General features: G+C 50.1%; 16 protein-coding genes. 13 read left to right on the forward strand and 3 right to left on the reverse strand.

Annotated features, from left to right (window positions below):
• The first annotated feature begins 37 nt into the window (after nucleotides 1–37).
• From VV089_RS20425 to VV089_RS20485, 13 genes are all read left to right on the forward strand, one after another.
• Nucleotides 38–1,021 carry an ABC transporter permease gene (locus VV089_RS20425; RefSeq protein WP_334337189.1) on the forward strand — a complete coding sequence of 328 codons (984 nt, stop codon included), beginning with the start codon at nucleotides 38–40 and terminating at the stop codon, nucleotides 1,019–1,021.
• A gap of 21 nt (nucleotides 1,022–1,042) precedes the next feature.
• Complete coding sequence (locus VV089_RS20430; RefSeq protein ID WP_334337190.1) at nucleotides 1,043–2,086, forward strand: sugar ABC transporter substrate-binding protein; 1,044 nt, start codon at nucleotides 1,043–1,045, stop codon at nucleotides 2,084–2,086.
• Nucleotides 2,087–2,120: 34 nt separating this feature from the next.
• Nucleotides 2,121–3,140: a zinc-dependent alcohol dehydrogenase gene (locus tag VV089_RS20435; RefSeq protein ID WP_334337191.1), complete on the forward strand. Its 1,020-nt coding sequence runs from the start codon at nucleotides 2,121–2,123 to the stop codon at nucleotides 3,138–3,140.
• 119 nt (nucleotides 3,141–3,259) lie between these two features.
• Complete coding sequence (locus VV089_RS20440; protein WP_334337192.1) at nucleotides 3,260–4,033, forward strand: GolD/DthD family dehydrogenase; 774 nt, start codon at nucleotides 3,260–3,262, stop codon at nucleotides 4,031–4,033.
• A gap of 11 nt (nucleotides 4,034–4,044) precedes the next feature.
• Nucleotides 4,045–4,830 (forward strand): SDR family NAD(P)-dependent oxidoreductase, encoded by a 786-nt coding sequence (locus tag VV089_RS20445; protein WP_334337193.1) that lies wholly within the window; start codon nucleotides 4,045–4,047, stop codon nucleotides 4,828–4,830.
• Nucleotides 4,831–4,855: 25 nt separating this feature from the next.
• Complete coding sequence (locus tag VV089_RS20450) at nucleotides 4,856–5,800, forward strand: sugar kinase (RefSeq protein WP_334337194.1); 945 nt, start codon at nucleotides 4,856–4,858, stop codon at nucleotides 5,798–5,800.
• A gap of 147 nt (nucleotides 5,801–5,947) precedes the next feature.
• A complete protein-coding gene (gene gatY / locus VV089_RS20455; RefSeq protein ID WP_172543130.1) occupies nucleotides 5,948–6,796 on the forward strand; it encodes a tagatose-bisphosphate aldolase subunit GatY in 849 nt (282 codons plus the stop codon).
• Nucleotides 6,797–6,828: 32 nt separating this feature from the next.
• Nucleotides 6,829–7,098, forward strand: coding sequence for a hypothetical protein (locus VV089_RS20460; RefSeq protein ID WP_172543131.1), 270 nt, complete (start codon nucleotides 6,829–6,831; stop codon nucleotides 7,096–7,098).
• A gap of 79 nt (nucleotides 7,099–7,177) precedes the next feature.
• Complete coding sequence (locus VV089_RS20465) at nucleotides 7,178–8,932, forward strand: hypothetical protein (protein WP_334337195.1); 1,755 nt, start codon at nucleotides 7,178–7,180, stop codon at nucleotides 8,930–8,932.
• Nucleotides 8,933–8,952: 20 nt separating this feature from the next.
• Nucleotides 8,953–9,486, forward strand: a complete 534-nt coding sequence (locus VV089_RS20470) for a transcription repressor NadR (RefSeq protein WP_172543133.1) — start codon at nucleotides 8,953–8,955, stop codon at nucleotides 9,484–9,486.
• An 86-nt stretch (nucleotides 9,487–9,572) separates the two neighbouring features.
• Nucleotides 9,573–10,637: a PTS transporter subunit IIC gene (locus VV089_RS20475; RefSeq protein ID WP_334337196.1), complete on the forward strand. Its 1,065-nt coding sequence runs from the start codon at nucleotides 9,573–9,575 to the stop codon at nucleotides 10,635–10,637.
• Nucleotides 10,638–10,903: 266 nt separating this feature from the next.
• Nucleotides 10,904–12,001: a HAMP domain-containing sensor histidine kinase gene (locus tag VV089_RS20480; protein ID WP_334337197.1), complete on the forward strand. Its 1,098-nt coding sequence runs from the start codon at nucleotides 10,904–10,906 to the stop codon at nucleotides 11,999–12,001.
• Nucleotides 11,998–12,687, forward strand: a complete 690-nt coding sequence (locus VV089_RS20485) for a response regulator transcription factor (RefSeq protein WP_172543136.1) — start codon at nucleotides 11,998–12,000, stop codon at nucleotides 12,685–12,687. Before VV089_RS20480 ends, VV089_RS20485 begins: the two co-directional genes overlap by 4 nt.
• 325 nt (nucleotides 12,688–13,012) lie before the next feature.
• Here VV089_RS20485 and VV089_RS20490 read toward each other — a convergent pair whose 3' ends face one another.
• The 3 genes from VV089_RS20490 to VV089_RS20500 all read right to left on the reverse strand — a co-directional run bounded on the left by VV089_RS20490 (nucleotide 13,013) and on the right by VV089_RS20500 (nucleotide 16,415).
• Nucleotides 13,013–14,206 carry a ribose-phosphate pyrophosphokinase gene (locus tag VV089_RS20490; protein ID WP_334337603.1) on the reverse strand — a complete coding sequence of 398 codons (1,194 nt, stop codon included), beginning with the start codon at nucleotides 14,204–14,206 and terminating at the stop codon, nucleotides 13,013–13,015.
• 24 nt (nucleotides 14,207–14,230) lie between these two features.
• Nucleotides 14,231–15,193, reverse strand: a complete 963-nt coding sequence (locus VV089_RS20495; protein WP_334337604.1) for an ATP-binding protein — start codon at nucleotides 15,191–15,193, stop codon at nucleotides 14,231–14,233.
• A 196-nt stretch (nucleotides 15,194–15,389) separates the two neighbouring features.
• Nucleotides 15,390–16,415, reverse strand: coding sequence for a DnaD domain protein (locus tag VV089_RS20500; RefSeq protein WP_172541361.1), 1,026 nt, complete (start codon nucleotides 16,413–16,415; stop codon nucleotides 15,390–15,392).
• Nucleotides 16,416–16,527 lie beyond the last annotated feature (112 nt).

Consider the following 16,527-nt stretch of genomic DNA (forward strand, 5'->3'; position numbering starts at 1 on the left):
GTGCTGCCGCGCGGCAACTTAGACTAGGAGGAACAAAATGAAATCTGGAAAAGTGGATATGAAAAAGTATTCCCTGATATTAATTCTGTTTGGTATGATGATTGTCTGCAGCCTGTTAAACAGCAGTTTCCTGTCAGGAACCAATCTGATGAACATTCTGAAGCAGGTGAGTATTGTTACAATCTGTTCCTTTGCACAGGGAATGATTATCATTACAGGAGACATTGATCTGTCAATCGGATATCTGGCCGGTATGGCGGGAACCTTTGCCTGTATCATATTTGTGGCTACCCAGAACCTTTTCCTGGCCTTTATGGCGGGCGTTCTGATCGGAGCAATGGTAGGAGCCATCAACGGATTGTTTGTAGCTTATTTTAAGCTTCCTGCCTTCATCGTAACTCTGGCCATGCAGACAGTATGCTTCGGAATCATCTGCCGTTACACGGGCGGACAGAATGTCTATAAGATTGGTGATTTCAAGGTGCTGGGACAGAGTTACATGGCGGGAGTTATTCCTATTACCGTAGTTTTCATGGTGGTGATGTTTGCTATTACTCATGTTGTTCTGAAGTATACAAAATTCGGCCGTTACCTTTATGCCATCGGAGGCAACAAGGAGGCAGCGATTGCAGCCGGTATTCAGGTGGTAAAGGTGAAGTGGAGTGCCTTCATTATCTCTGGAGTGTTTGCGGCAATTGCGGGTATGGTTATGATGGGAAGGCTCAATGCCGGAATCCCGAGCGAAGGCCAGGGTTATGAGACAGACGCTATCACAGCCACGGTTATCGGCGGCACCAGCTTTGCAGGTGGGGCAGGTACGGCCTTCGGCACCCTCCTGGGTTCCGTGATTATCGGAGTACTGAACAACATTATGAACCTGATGGGTGTGGATTCTTATGTACAGATGATTACCAAGGGATTCATCATCATCGGAGCCGTGCTGGTAGACAGCCTGTCCAAACAGGGCAGAACCAGCATTAAGATTATGGCATCACCTTCTGATGCAAAGAAGACTAAATAGAAAAAGCAAGGAGGAAAAGAAATGAAAAAGAGATTGTTGAGCGTATTAATGGCGGCAGTAATGACAGCGGCATTGCTGGCAGGGTGCGGTTCCAAGGAAGAACAGCAGCCTGCAGAGACAGAGGCTCCGGCAGAGGCAGGAGAAGCCGAAGCGGAAGCACCTGCTCCGGAGGCAAAGGAAGGTGCGTATAAGGTGGCATTCCTTCCGACAGACATGTCCGCAACCTTTGCATCATGGCTGGCAGAAGAGCTGACCACGGCTTTTGCGGCATATGATGACATGGAGCTGACCATCATGGACAGCAAAAATGTGCTGGAGACTCAGCTGAGCAATATGGAGACCTGCGTGGCCCAGGGCTACGATTATGTAATCCTGCTTCCGCTGGAGCCGGCTGCAGAGGATGATTATGTAGCGCAGTACATTGAAGAGGGCACTCCCTTTATGAACATTAACCTGGACGACCTGGGCGTTGAGAAAGCTTCCAGCGTAATTGCGAATCCCTATGACCTGGGTACTGTAGTTGCAGAGTTTGCAAAGGAGCATCTGGATGCTGACGCAAATGTAGTAGTGCTTCTTGGACCGTCGGGAAATACAGACTCCATTGAGCGGCGCCGGGCATATGACGACATTTTGTTAAACGGAAGCAATATCACGGTTCTGGAAGAGCAGATTGGCGACTGGGAGAAATCCAAGGGTATGGAGTTCATGGAAAGCTGGATGCAGGTACATGACGACATCGACGCTGTTCTGTCTATGAATGATGCAATGGCAATCGGAGCGATTGAGGCTGCAAAGGATGCCGGAAAGCTGGATCAGATTCAGTTTTACGGTGTAGACGGTCTGGCTGATGCCGCTGTAGCGATTGAGGCAGGCGAGCTGAATGCTACTGCCCTGCAGGATGCACAGGTAATGGCAACTGAGGCTGCCCGTATTGTACATGAGGTTCTCACCGGCGAGAATACTGACGGCTATGAGAAGATTCAGATTCCGGTAACTTTAATCACTCCGGACAATGTAGGCGAGTTTATTACCAGATATACAGAGAACGGAATGCTGACAGAGTAGTGTTAAAAGTTCTGCGAATGGAGGAAGAAAGTATATGAAGCAGGCGGTTTTGACAAAAGCGGAAACCATTGAATTCAGCGAGATTGAAAAGCCGGTCATCAAAGCGGACGAGGTTCTGGTAAAGGTGAAGAATATCGGAATCTGCGGTTCTGATATCCATGCATACTACGGACAGCATCCTTTTATGTCCTTTCCTATCCGGCTGGGACATGAGATGTCGGGAGAAGTTGTGGAAACAGGAGCCGATGTAAAAGGAATCAGCAAGGGCGAGCTGGTAACTATGATGCCCCAGGAGTTCTGTAGAGAGTGTGAGCCCTGCAAAGCGGGAAGATATAATATCTGCAATACCTTGAATGTAATCGGATGTCAGACTCCGGGAGCGGCCTGTGAGTACTTTAATGTTCCGGCTGCCTTGATTAAGAAGATACCGGAAGGAATGTCCGCCGAGCTGGCCGCTACGGTAGAGCCGGGGGCGGTAGGCGTCCATGCGGTGAGAAGATGTGGAAGCGTAGAGGGAAAAAATGTCGTGGTTATGGGCGCAGGCACCATAGGTAACGTGACTGCCCAGGCCGCTATGGCGGACGGCGCAAAGAGCGTTCTGATTACAGATCTTTCCGAGAACCGTCTGGAGACTGCCAGAAAATGTGGGATTCCCCATACGGCAAATACCGGTAAGATAACCATGAAGGAAGCCGTTTTGGAGGCGTTCGGCGCGGAAGGCCCTGACATTTTCTTCGAGTGCGTAGGTATTGGAGCGACGGTCAACCAGGCAATCGAGTGCTCAAAGAAAGGAAACGATATTGTAGTTGTAGGCGTATTCGGCAAAAATCCGGAAGTGAACCTCTCCTGGGTACAGGACAGGGAGCTGCGTATCTGCGGATCGTTGATGTATGTGGAGAAGGATTTCCAGGATACCATTGACTACATTGCATCTGGAAAGATTAAGATGGAACCGCTGATTTCCAAGGTATTTTCTTTTGACGAGTATCCGGAGGCATATAAATATATTGAACAGAACAAGGACACCAGTCTGAAAATACTGATTGAAATGTAACGACATTGGCGTCGGCATACAGGTGCATTACGCCCTGGGTGCCGACGCTGTATTTTTTCCCGGAAAAGAATGGGATTTTGAGGAATGTGCCATGTAAGCATGGAAGGAGGAACTGCAGAATGAGTAACAAGTACAGAGAGTTTGACATTAATTTCGGCCTGGAGGGCAGAACAGCTCTAATCACCGGAGCGGCGGCCGGAATCGGACAGGCGATTGCTGTTATGTATGCGAAAAAGGGAGCAGATATTATCTGCTTTGATCTGCATGAAGCGCCGGAGACCAGGGAAGCTGTAGAGAAGTGCGGACGGAAATTTTTGCAGATTACTGCGGATATTACCAGGGATGAAGATATTAAGAATGCGGTAAAGACAAGTATTAAGGAATTCGTAAAGATTGATATTCTGGTGAACTGTGCGGGCATAGGCATCCTGGAGAAAATAGAAGAAGTAAGAGATGAGGTCTGGCAGAAAACTCTTGATATTAACCTTACAGGCAGCTTTAAGATGACCAGAGAGGTTGGCAGAGAAATGCTCAAAGCCGGCGGCGGAAAGATTGTCTGCATTGCTTCCCAGGGGGGAGTGGTGGCCCTGGACCGTCATGTGGCATACGGATGTACAAAGGCAGCAATTATCCAGCTGGTTAAACAGTGTGCTCTGGAGTGGGCCCAGTATAACATTAATGTCAATGCCATCTCGCCCACAATCGTGATGACTGCTCTGGGAGAGATGAACTGGAATAACGAAGCGGGCGAAGCCTTCAAGAAAGCGATTCCGGCCCGGAGATTCGGTTATCCCGAGGAAGTTGCGGCCTGTGCGGTATTTTTGGCCAGCGATGCGGCGAGCCTCATCAACGGAGCGAATATTGTGCTTGACGGCGGATTTACTATAGGATAGAGGCACTGCATATGGAAAAAAGAACGGCGATAGTGACAGGAGGAACCCGTGGAATGGGCCGGGCGATCAGCCTGGAACTGGCAGAGAAAGGTTACCGGGTCTGTGCGGTATATCGATCTGATGATGAGAGTGCACGGAAACTGGAGCATGAATTGCAGAAGATGAGCAGGGAAAGCTTCGTCTGCCGGGCAGATGTGTCGAAGCAGGATACGGCCCAAAAGATTGCAGGACAGGTATGGGAGCTCTGGGGACGGATTGATGTGCTAGTGAATAATGCAGGGATCTTTGATTTTTGTTATATTGAGGATATGAGTGAAGAGTACCTGGACCATATTCTGAATGTGAACTTTAAGAGTCAGTTTTTTATGATGAAATCCGTGATTCCTTATATGAAAGAGCTTGGAGGAGGCAGAATTGTGAATGCGTCTTCGATATCAGGTCATTTCGCAGACTGCGGACTCACAGGCTACGGTGCCAGCAAGGCAGCAGTGAACATGCTGACCAGAATCGGGGCGGGGGAACTGGGACCCTGGGGGATCACGGTAAATGCGTATGCGCCCGGAATTATTCATACAGATATGACCCATGAGATGATTTCCGAACGGGGAGACGAGCAGGTTAAAGATTTGTGTCTGCAGAGATTTGGAAGTCCTGAGGATGTGGCTGCTCTTGTGAGTTTTCTGGCATCGGAGGAGGCCGGATACATTACAGGGGAGATTATCGGGATAGATGGGGGAATGTTCAAAGTCCAGAATGCTTCCCGGGCATACAGCCGGGTTAAGCAGGAAAATCAGTGAGATGAATTTTTGAAGGAGGAAGTATATGGCGGAAATATTGACAATGGGAGAGCTCCTGGTGGAGATTATGCGTCCCCGCGAGGATGTTCCCCTTTACGACACGGATCATTTCAGAGGGCCGTTCCCCAGCGGAGCGCCCGGAATCTTTATCAGTACAGCGGCAAGGCTTGGACATTCTGCGGCAATTATCAGCGGCGTGGGGGCGGATGATTTTGGCGAGAATATTATGTGCAGGCTGAAAAAGGACGGTGTGGATGTGAGCCGTGTCCTGGTCAGTGACAAAGGCAATACCGGTGTGGCGTTTGTGACTTATTTTGCTGACGGAGAGCGGAAATTCCTGTTCTATATGGATAACTCCCCCTGTGTAATGGCAAAGGCGCCCGAGACCTTGGAGGGGCTGGAGGACGTGAAGTATATGCATATCATGGGCTGCGCCCTCATGTCCAATGTGGATTTTGCCCATGAGATTGTAAAGACTGTGGATATGATGAAGGCACAGGGAGCTAAGATCAGTTTTGATCCCAATGTGCGGCTGGAGATGATGAGAGATCCGGCTGTGTTAAAGATTCTGCAGGATGTATTTAAGAAATCCGCTATTCTGATGCCGGGAGTTTCGGAACTTAAGATGCTGTCTGGAGAGGAAGAACTGGAGAAAGCAGTTGAGAAGGCATTTGAAAATCCGGAGCTTGAGCTTCTGGTGCTTAAAAACGGTTCCAAAGGTTCCAGGGTTTATACAAAAGACGGACTTCAGGTAGAGATGAACATTTACAAAGTAAAACAGGAGGATGCCACAGGAGCCGGGGACAGCTATGACGCGGCCTTTATCTGCGGACTGGCAGAAGGAAAGAGCTTAGAGGAAGCTGCACAGATGGGAGCGGCAGCTGGAGCGCTGAATGCGGCAGCTTTCGGCCCCATGGAGGGAAAGATTTCACCGGAAACAGTCCGGGAAATGATAGAAGCAAACACTTAAGAAGGCAGGAGGACAAAGACGGCAAGGGGGTTCCCATGCCGTTTTTGCTGCGCTGTGCAGTTGACAAACCGGCACAGCTATAGTAGGATGAAAACAGGAAAATCCGGGAAATACAGGATAGTATAAGAATACCAGGAGGATAAGAATATGGCATTTGTAACATCAGAAAAGATGCTTCTGGACGCACAGAAGGGCGGTTATGCGGTAGGAGCATTCAATGTGGAGAATATGGAGATGGTAATGGCAGTAATCGCTGCTGCGGAAGAGCTGAAGGCACCGTTGATGCTTCAGACCACCCCTTCCACGGTAAAATATGCGGGTCTGGATATGTATCTGGCTAATGTAAAAACTGCGGCAGAAAAAGCAAGCATTCCCGTTTGTATGCATCTGGATCACGGCGACAGCTTTGACCTGGCGATGCAGGCCTTAAGAACCGGCTACAGCTCCATTATGATCGACGGCTCCCACAGCGTATTTGAGGAGAATATCGCAGTTACAAAGGCCGTAGCGGACGCCTGCCGTCCCTCTCATATCCCCGTAGAGGCAGAGCTTGGCAAGGTAGGCGGCAAAGAGGATGATCTGGACGGCGGCAGCGGCGGCTACACAGATCCTATGGAGGCAAAGGAGTTTGCAGAGCGTACAGGAATCGGCTCCCTGGCTGTGGCTATCGGAACGGCTCACGGCGTCTATAAGGGAGAGCCCAAGCTGGATCTTGACCGCCTGGCCGAGATCCGCAAGGTAGTCTCCATCCCTCTGGTGCTTCACGGAGCCAGCGGACTTTCCGAGGAAGCGGTAAAGGAGAGCATCAAGCGCGGAATCTGTAAGGTGAACTTTGCCACAGAGCTGCGGATCGCCTATACGGACGGCGTAAAGGAATTCCTGGCGGCCAATCCGGACGCCTTTGATCCGAAGAAGTACGGCAAGACGGCTATGGAGCATGTGAAGGAGATCGTGAAGCTCCGCATGAAGATGTGCGGCTGTGACGGAAAAGCATAAGAAAGACAGGAAGCAGGAGAGAGGGAACGATTATGAAGGTTCATCCGCTGGAGCAGTTTTACAAGGAGAATGTCAACCGTTTGAAGGAACAGATGAGGAAGCAGGAAAAGGAACGGTCCGAGCAGTTAAAAAAGCAGGTTCGGGAGGAACAGAAAGCGCTTTACGAAAAGAAGCTCCAGGAGTCGAAGGAAGCCAGGAGGCGTGAGCTGCATCTGATACAGGATGAACTGACCCGGATTACGGAACAGGCAGAGAGCTTGAAAGCACAGATCGATCGGGCGCTTCGTGAGAAAGAAGCGTAAAGATAAAATGGGTGCCGCTGTAGAACAGTTTTTGCGGCACCCTCTTTTGTGATTTCTGATAGATGAGGAAGAGGAAAAGATGACGGCAGGCAGGAAAACGGCAGAGCAAAAAAACGTGCAGCATCTGATTTTTATTAGTCTGTTTCTTTTGATAGAGATTCTTTTGATTAGACGCAGCTTCTATGGATTTAATACGGCGGATGAGATGTATTATATCGGGACATCGGAGCTTCTATACCGGGGAGGGAAGCTTCTTGTTGATGACTGGCATCCGGCCCAGCAGCTCAGCGGCTTTCTGCTGCATCCCATTTACAGTCTGATTCGCGCGGCTTTAGGCTCAACAGAAGGAATTGTTATGGCAAGCCGCTTTTTGTATCTGGCATTTGAAGGCATCATAACCCTGCTTTTATACCTGCGCTTTCAGAGAAGAGGAATGGTTTCTTACGGGCCGGCTTTGCTGTTTTTGCTCTTTGTGCCCTTTGGCCTTTACGGCATGTCCTACAACTGCATTGAGTTTGGTGCGCTGACCATACTGCTGGCCGTGCTTTCTGCTAAGATGGAGCATTCCATACCAGAGTATCTGCTTTGCGGAATGATTATGGCTGCGCTTGTTCTGGCGAATCCATTTGCGCTTCTTTTGTATATTGCCTATGGCCTTATTTGTCTTGTAATAACCCTTTTAAACCGCAAAAAAAAGCAGCAAACAGAAGGCGCCCTTTCGTTTCGCAATTTTTTATGGATGACTTTGGGGGCCGGGATTATTCTCGTATTTTTTCTGATATTTGTGTTTCAGAGAGGGACGATAACTGAGGTGCTGGATAATATTCCCTGTATTCTGGCAGATCAGGAGCATCAAAGCAAAGGGTTCTGGTATAAAACAAAACGCTATTTTGAGCTGTGTTTTAAAAGCTACCGCTTTATGTTCTGCGGGCTTGGCGCAGTTTACCTGGCTACGCTGCTGGATCGGAAGCGTTTTGAGCATGGCGTGCTTTATATGGCTCTGGCTTCGGTGTTTGTATTTCCAAGCCTGCTTTATTATGGATTTGCAGCGGAACATATTCCCATTAATTATCAGATGCTCCCGCTGGCTTTCTGGTGTCTGGAAGCGTATTTTGTTACGAAGCATAAGGACAGGCGTTTGTTTTACGGCTGGTATCTTCCGGCAATGGCTTTTACCATGATTGTTCACTTTGCCAGCAATACCGGAATTGTGAATATCAGTGCGGCTTACAGCCTTTGCTCCTGTGTCGGGCTGGTGTTTGCGGCGCAGTGGCTGAAAGAAATATGGAGCCTGGAAGGAAAGAAGCAGAGGATTTTGCGGGGGGCTGGCAGTGCAGCAGTGTGCGCGGTGGTTTTTCTTCAGTTTTTGGGGAGCTTCCATTTGCGGATGAGCTATATCTGCGGAGAGGATGCCATGCCGCTGCTTACACAGAGAATGGAACGGGGCCCCTTAAAAGGCGTTTACACTTCGCCGGAAACAGCCCAGTGGTACGAGGAGGTGCTTGCAGAGCTAGACAGCCTTCACATGACTTCCCAGGATCGTCTTCTTGTAGTCGGGGTGGCTCCCTGGATTTATCTTTATGCAGAAGCAGGCTGCGGCAGCTATTCCACCTGGCAGGTTCACGAGGGGAGCACTCAGCTATATGATTACTATGCGCTGCATCCGGAAAAGTACCCCAATATCATCTATATCATACACTGGGCGGACGATTTTCCGGATTGGGAGCTGTCAAAGTACTTTGACAAAGGTGGTTTTGAAGTGGTGTATCAAGGAACGGGAACGGCCATGATGACGCCGGAAAGAGCCCGTGATATGAGGCGGAATGAGAATTGAGTATGGAAGGGCAGTGAAAGATGGAAAAGCCATTGGACGGAGAACGAAGAAGAGAGGAAATCATCCGGCTGCTGGCCGGGAGCAGGAGCCCGGTTTCGGGAACGGAGCTGGCCAGGAGGCTGAAGGTGAGCCGCCAGGTGATTGTGCAGGACGTGGCCCTTTTACGGGCTGTGAATAAAAATATTCTTTCTACCAATAAAGGATATCTGCTGTTTGAGCCAGGCCGGGAGTCTGGGGAGTGCAGGAAGACCCTGTGCGTCCGCCACACAACGGAGCAGGTGCTGGAGGAGTTCTACGGGATTGTGGATCTGGGCGGAAAGATCCTGGACGTGGTGGTGGAGCATGAGCTGTACGGGCAGATAGCGGTGGATCTCATCATTGCCAGCCGCCAGGATGCGGAAGAATTTTATCAGAAAATGAGAGAAAACCGGGCAAAGCCTTTGAAAGAACTGACGGAGGATGTTCATTATCACACCATAGTGGCAAAGGATGCGGCTTCCATGGAACGGATTGAGAGAGTCTTGGAAGAAAAGGGCTTTCTTCTGGCGGGTTGACTTTCAGCAGAAGGTGTGATAAGCTGTCTCTTGACTGACAAGACAGTTGACTTTACAACTGTGAGACATGAAAAAGAGGAGCAGCTATGGAAAAATTGAAAAAGGTATGCAATCACATTTTTATTGACGGTTTAAGCGGTATGGCCCTGGGCTTATTTGCCACCTTGCTGACGGGGACAATCATTCAGCAGATCGGACTTCTCATAGGCGGCGGCGCGGGGGATACCGTTTATTTCTTTGGAAAGATGGCGGCGGCCGTGACGGGGGCAGGCATCGGCGTAGGCACGGCCTGCAAGTTTAAGGAGAGCCCCCTGGTGGTGCTTTCTGCGGCAACGGCCGGCATGATGGGGGCTTTTGCGTCCAATATTCTGGCCGGAAAGGTGCTGGTGGAAGGAGCCATTGTCTTAATGGGGCCTGGAGAGCCTCTGGGGGCTTTTATTGCGGCTCTGGTGGGAATCGAACTGGGACACCTGGTATCCGGGAAAACAAAGGTGGATATCCTGGTAACGCCCCTTACCGTGATTCTGTCCGGCTCTGCGGTGGGGCTGATTCTTGGGCCGCCTATCAGCAGCTTTATGGGGGCGCTGGGCGCAGTGATTAACTGGGGGACTATACAGCAGCCTTTCTTAATGGGAATCATTGTATCTGTTCTTATGGGGATGATACTGACGCTGCCCATCAGCTCTGCAGCCTTGGGAATCATTCTGAATCTGTCGGGAATTGCAGCGGGGGCGGCAACCATCGGATGCTGCTGCAATATGGTCGGCTTTGCGGTGGCAAGCTATCGCGAGAATAAAGCGGGCGGCCTGCTGGCCCAGGGACTTGGAACTTCCATGCTCCAGGTGCCGAACATTATCCGCAGACCGGTTATCTGGCTTCCGGCCATTGTATCCAGCGCCATTCTGGGGCCGGTGGGGACGATGGCCATGAATATGCAGAGCAATGCCTCCGGTTCCGGCATGGGAACCTGCGGCCTGGTTGGGCAGATTATGACGTGGCAGGTGATGGCGCCTGTGGACGGCCCGGCAGTGACCTTGATTAAGATTCTGGTGATGCATTTTATTCTTCCGGCGATTCTGACGCTGGGCGTTTCGGAGCTTATGCGCAAGAAGGGTCTGATACGCTATGGGGATATGAAGCTGGATCTGTAGGATTTACATAGGATTGAATAGGATGGTTTGGTTTAAGAGGCTGTTGGGAGCATATGGGTGAAAGCTCCCGTCAGTCTCTTTGGTTTTACTGTACCCTCAGTGGATAAGGGGCGTGTGTCCCCTTGTCCACTGAGGGTATCTTCTGTGAACAAAGGGTAAGCGTCTCTTGTCCATGAAGAGTAAGCGTCCAAAATTTAGAAAAAATTTATATTTTTTATAATACTTTTTCTAGAAGTCCCGTCTTTTCGTGCTATAATAACATTATTATGAAGCTTCGTTCAAAATTGATAATCACATTTTTGATTTTAATACTGGTTCCGGTTTTATTTACGGGAACTGCTTTTTTCGGGTTTGGAAGACATCAGATCAGCGCCGTAAAGGAATTGTACGGCGTGGAGGTAGAGTCTCTCCTTCTGGATATGATTCTGACGATGGTGATGATTCTGGTGTTTACCAGCGTGGTTTTGACGGCCTGGATTTATAAGAGCATTGTGACGCCTATTCATCATCTGCAAGTGGCAACGAAAAAGATCACGGAGGGGAACCTGGACTTTGAGATGCCGGCAGGAGGAGATGACGAGATTGGCGAGCTCTGCACGGACTTTGAAGAGATGCGCAGGCGGTTAAAAGAGTCTGCGGAGGAGAAGGTGGAGTCTGAGCGTCAGAATAAAGAGCTGATCAGCAATATTTCCCATGATCTGAAGACGCCGATTGCAGCGGTGAAGGGCTATGTGGAAGGCCTCATGGACGGAGTAGCCGACACGCCGGAGAAGCAGGAAAAGTATATCCGTACCATCTATAATAAAGCGAACGATATGGACAGGCTCATCAATGAGCTGAGCTTTTATTCTAAGATTGACACCAACCGTATTCCTTATACCTTTGAAAAGATCAATGTGAATGCATATTTTGCCGATTGCATCGAAGAGCTTTCCATAGAGATGGAGGAGCAGGATATCGAGCTGACCTACTCGAATTATGTGGAAGGGGATATCCAGGTGATTGCCGATGCGGAGCAGATTAAGCGTGTGATCAATAATATTGTAGGCAATTCCGTGAAGTATATTGATAAGCCCAGGGGAAGAATTCATATCAGGGTAAAGGATGTAGGGGACTTTGTCCAGGTAGAGATTGAGGACAACGGCAAAGGGATTGCGTCGAAGGATCTGCCCCAGATTTTTGACCGGTTTTACCGGGCTGACGTCTCCCGGAACTCTTCCAAGGGCGGAAGCGGCATCGGGCTGTCAATTGTAAAGAAGATCATAGAAGATCACGGGGGTCAGGTATGGGCTGCCAGTAAGGAGCAGACAGGGACGGTTATGTATTTTGTGCTTAGAAAGTATCAGGAGGTTCCGGTAACATGAGTAGAATTTTGATTATAGAGGATGAAGAATCCATTGCGGATCTGGAGAAGGATTATCTGGAGCTGAGCGGCTTTGAGGTTGAGATTGAGGGAGAAGGAACGAAAGGGCTGGAACGGGCGCTGGAGGAAAACTTTCAGCTGGTGATTCTGGATCTGATGCTGCCGGGGGTAGACGGCTTTGAGATCTGCCGCAGGCTGCGTGAGACAAAGAATACGCCCATTATTATGGTTTCTGCAAAGAAGGATGATATTGATAAGATCCGCGGCCTGGGGCTTGGGGCGGATGATTATATGACGAAGCCTTTTAGTCCAAGCGAGCTGGTGGCCCGGGTAAAGGCTCATCTGACACGGTATGAGCGGCTGGTCAGCAGCAATGTGAAGGAGAATAAGGTGATTGACATCCGCGGCATTAAGATTGATAAAACGGCCCGGCGGGTGTGGGTTCATGGGGAGGAAAAGAATTTTACTTCCCGGGAATTTGATCTTTTGAGCTTTCTGGCGGAGAATCCCAATCATGTGTTTACGAAGGAGGAGCTGTTTAGGAAGATCTGGGATATGGATTCGGTGGGGGATATTGCTACGGTGACGGTGCATATTAAGAAGATTCGGGAAAAGATTGAGTTTAATTCTACGAAGCCTCAGTATATTGAGACTATTTGGGGGGTTGGGTATCGGTTTAAGGTGTGATGTGGGGCGGACGGGCCGCCGGAAAATAAGACAGCAGCTATTTCCATATCCTGTGTTCGGACGGTTTGTGTACAGTCTGTCTGCTCTGTACGGACATTGCTGAAGCAATATCCGTCCATATCAGACAGACTGTACGCAAACAGCCGGACACTGGATATTGGAAATGGCTGCTGTCTTATTTTCCGGCGGCCCTGGTTTTTGGGGGTGCGGTGTGTGGTGTGTAGTGTGTAGTGTGTAGGGGTAAGGTTTTTTGGGTTTTTGGGTGTTTGTGTTTTGTGTTTTGGGGTTTTGGTCTTTGGGTCTTTGGGCTTGCCCAAAGACCCGTTTATTCGTCTAGGATGGGTTGGCGGTGGTGGTATTTTTGCATTAGGGCCTGGATGCGATCGTAGGGGTCTAGGAGATCGCTGATGGATACGTCGTGGTTTAGGGTGTCTATGAGGAGGGCGATGTATTTGCTCATGTCGCAGTTGATGTAGTAGGGGCGTTTTAGGAGCTCGGGGGTCTGGTAGACCAGGTTGGTGGTGAGAACCCGGGTGATGATCCCTTTTTCGTAGGCGTCGTCGAATTGCTCCAGGCCGTTGGTGAAGAGGCCGAAGGTGGAGAAGACGAAGATGCGCCGGGCTCCGCGTTTTTTGAGCTCGCTGGCAACCTCCAGGATGCTGTCTCCGGAGGAGATCATGTCGTCTACTACGATCATGTCCTTTCCTTCTATGTTGTCTCCCAGAAATTCGTGGGAGATGATGGGGTTGCGGCCGTTTACGAGCTTTGTGTAATCTCTTCTCTTGTAGAACATGCCCATGTCCAGGCCGAGAACGTTGGCCAGATATACGGCTCTGGACATTCCGCCTTCGTCGGGGCTGATGACCAGCATGTGGCCGCTGTCCAGCTTGAGATCGCTGACGCTGCCTAGAAGTCCCTTTACCATCTGGTAGGCGGAAGGGATGGTTTCGAAGCCGTAAAGGGGGATGGCGTTCTGTACCCGGGGGTCGTGGGCTTCGAAGGTGAGGATGTTCTCAACGCCCATTTCGGTCAGTTCCTGGAGGGCCAGGGCGCAGTCCAAGGATTCCCGGGCGGTTCTCTTGTGCTGGCGGCTTTCGTAAAGATAGGGCATGATGACTGTGATGCGCCGGGCTTTTCCGCCGATGGCTGCGATCACGCGCTTCAAATCCTGGAAGTGATCGTCCGGAGACATGTGGTTGGTATAGCCGTAAAGGTTGTAGGTCAGGCTGTAGTTGCACACGTCTACCATGAGGTAGAGGTCATTTCCCCGTACCGAGTCGGAGAGGGAGCCTTTGGCCTCACCGGAGCCAAAGCGGGGGGTTTTGGCTTCAATGAGATAGGAATCCCGTTCATAGCCGGTAAAGGCGATATTGGATTTGTGCTCCAGTTCGCTGGAGTGGCGCCATTTTACCAGGTAATCGTTGACCTGCTGTCCCAGCTGCTGGCAGCTTTTTAAGGGAATCAGGCCGAGAGAACCAACGGGAATGGTTTCCAATACACGTTGACTGCGCTGTAACAACATAAAATCCTCCGTTTCCCAGCATTAGGCGCTGGATTGTAGTTTTTTCCGGATCCGGATATCGGATCCCGGAAGCTGTCGAATGGTATAGCTGCTGATGATACGGGACAGGGTGCGCTCAGAATAAGTATTCTTGAGGGCCTCCATATCCAGATTGGAAGAAATCAGCGTAGATTTTCTTCTGAGAATCCGTTCATTGATGCACAGGAAAAACTGGGATATGGTAAAGGAGTTGGAAAGCTCCGTTCCCAGATCGTCAATGATTAGCAGATCACAGTCGAAAATATAGGGGTAGGCCTGCTGTTCGTAAGCTTGTCCCCGCGGATCTCCGAAAACAGCCTTTGAGAGAAGTTCAAAGAGCTGAAAGGCTGTCAGATAGACAACGGAGTGGCCCGTATCCATCAATTCCTTTGCAATGCAGTTGGACAGAAAGGTTTTTCCGGTACCGACCTCTCCCAGCAAAAGCAGGTTTTGAAAGCTGGTATCAAAGGCTTCAATAAATAGCCAGGCATCCATCACATGCCGCTTCATAATATCCTGATCTTCTCCCTCATACCAGGCATAGGAAAAGCTGTGAAAGTTCTCTTCCTTGAGGATCTCTTTGAGATGGGACTGATTGTATATGAGATCAATCTCTGCCTGCAGAAAGCAGTGGCACTTTTCTGTGCCGATAAAGCCGGTATCCCGGCAATCGGGGCAGACGAAGGACGGCTCCAGATCCAGGAGGGTATACCCTTCCTTTTCCAGAAGCTGTTTTCTTTTGCTTCGGAGCAGATCGATCTCCTTTTCGAGCCGGGATCTTTCCTCCTGGCTGCCTTCTATGGCAGAGCGCACTTTTTCTGCCTGGAGAGAGGCCAGGGAGGCTTCCAGGGGGGCAAGGGACGGAATCTGCTTTTGTATCCTTAAGAGGCGTTCGTCCAGTTCCCTGCGCCCTTTGGCCTGCCGGGCTGCATAGGTTCGTAAGATTGCCTCATACTGGCTGTTCATCAAAGGCAAGGGGCTACCTCCTATTTGTAGTCGCTGTGCGACAGCGCTAAAGGATAAAGCCGCTTCGACACACTGGTATTGAGAGAAACTTTTATTCGAAAGGGCACTCATAAAAGTTCCTCTCGTGCGCCTTTGCGGCTTTACCGTCCAGCAGAAATTATTTTTCGAAAACACTTGACATTTCTTAGCTGGACTGTCAGTGGTTAATCAGCTGCTTTTCCAGCTCCTGGAAGTTGTAGCTGCGTTCCCGGAAATTGTGGAACCGGCTGGACTGGGCTGTCTTTTTGGGGGCCTGGCCATCTGTCTTGCTTTTGGCTGTCTGGTGCTGCTGATCCAAAGGGGCAAGATCTGACAGGCGCGTAACGTTCTGCTCCTTCCAGCGGCTTAAAATCTTATCTGCATATTCGAAGCTTGGCTGGTGGATGGCGCTCATGGTACGGCCGCAGGCCTCGGCAATAAGCTCCTGGGAAAAGCCCCACTCCTTCATCCATTTGTTCATATAGGCAATCTCCCCTTCCACCGGGCTGCGCCCGAAGATGCCAAAGGCCTTCAGAATGGAGAAATAAGCCTTATTGTAAGTGGAGGTCTGCTCCTTGGCCTGGGTGACGGTCGTGTAACCGCTTTTGTGCCAGCCGATGGCTACGGATTCTATGTAACGGAGGCTTTTGTGCCCTTTGGAGACACAGTACTCCACCAGATACTCGATGAGATCTGCGCTGAACCCCAGGGTATCGTGAAAAAACAGGATACGGGAAACCTCTGTAGAGCTTAAGGTCTTTCCCAGGTACTGTTCGCAGATGAAGAGAAGCTGTCTGGCTTCCTCCTGGGAAAAGGGGCGTCCATCCTTGGAAGGCTTGGGAAGGGGCTCCTGGGCCGGGGCCTCTGCCTTGAGAGAGGGAGCCTTGCCGGGAACAGCCTTTTGCGCCTGGTCTTCCGTCAGGCAGATGCCGGTGAGAGTTTTGGAGTCATCGTATTCCAGCTTTAGCAGGTGCATTTTTTCCCAGTACTTTAAAGCACGGTGCACGTCGCTTTCCGTGTGATCGAACTTGTCTGCAATCAGGGTGACGGAGAGCTCCTGCACATCAGATTTCAGACAGCGCAGGAGATAGAGATATACCTTTACATACTCGCCGTTGGCAGCAGGCATATATTCGTCTAAAAACACATCCGATACGGGAGTGTGGCCGGTCTGTGCCGGGCCGTGCAGCTGAAAAGGTGTCATGGGGCAGCTCCTTTTTTCTTGTAGTACAGTTTCGTCTGGCTTTACGCATTGCTTTCGTGTCCATTGTACCATAACTCAATTAAAATGCAATCTTCTTTTTCTCCTGTCTTAT

This window comes from Candidatus Merdisoma sp. JLR.KK011 (genome assembly GCF_036941125.1).
Lineage (GTDB): Bacteria > Bacillota > Clostridia > Lachnospirales > Lachnospiraceae > Laedolimicola.